The 762-nt window shown below is 42.4% G+C and carries 1 protein-coding gene; it reads left to right on the forward strand.

Annotated features, from left to right (window positions below; all coding sequences use genetic code 11):
• Window positions 1-171 precede the first annotated feature (171 nt).
• Window positions 172-762: DUF6160 family protein (locus A3738_RS08130; protein WP_197473705.1), on the forward strand; the 591-nt coding region annotated here is incomplete at its 3' end.

The raw sequence follows: 762 nt of genomic DNA on the forward strand, positions 1-762 counted from the left end.
GGTCAATTTTGAAACTATTTATCCCATTTCAAACTGAGACTTGCATCACGCATGGTCTCAGTTTGCGTTTTATAGCGTAGAAAAAATACACTTTTTAATGTTAAAGTTTGTAACACGCTTGCTCGATATGAGCTATCTAATAAAAACAACCTAACAGCAGAGTAGTCCGTCATGTCGATCAGCACGACATTCCGAAAATTGCTAGTTCCTTTTACCTGTGCGCTAACGAGTGCTCTTCCGCTATTTTCTTTCGCTGAACTCAGAGCACTTGAAAATGAGGAAATGCAAGATATTCGTGGTCAGGCGGGCTTGACCATTGATATCGAAACTAAGTACACAATCGCGGAATTCGAATATGTAGACGCCGGTAGCATCTTCATGAGGGACTTAGCTTTTGAAGGTATCGACGGAGGCTTGGTCGATAATATCAGGGCTACAGTTGATATCTCGGGGCCAAATGAACGACTAGCTATGGGCTTTTCGGAATATGCTCAGTGGGCAGAGCTAGGTTTTTTGGACCCAAATGAAGACGATGTTGCTTGGGCTATCAATGAATATAAAGATTCGGTGACTGGTGAAATAGGTAAAAATCTAGACGATGGCGACCTATTAATCCATGTGAGCGCGACTGACTATGGCTTGATTGACTTTTCGAGCACTACACTTGCGAATACCCCTGCTGACTATGCAGACAATTTAGACAAAATGAAGAACGCCATTGACCTTAAGGTGACTCAAGGTGAATTTGGTATTCGTTCATCG

Source organism: Oleiphilus sp. HI0066, assembly GCF_001635725.1.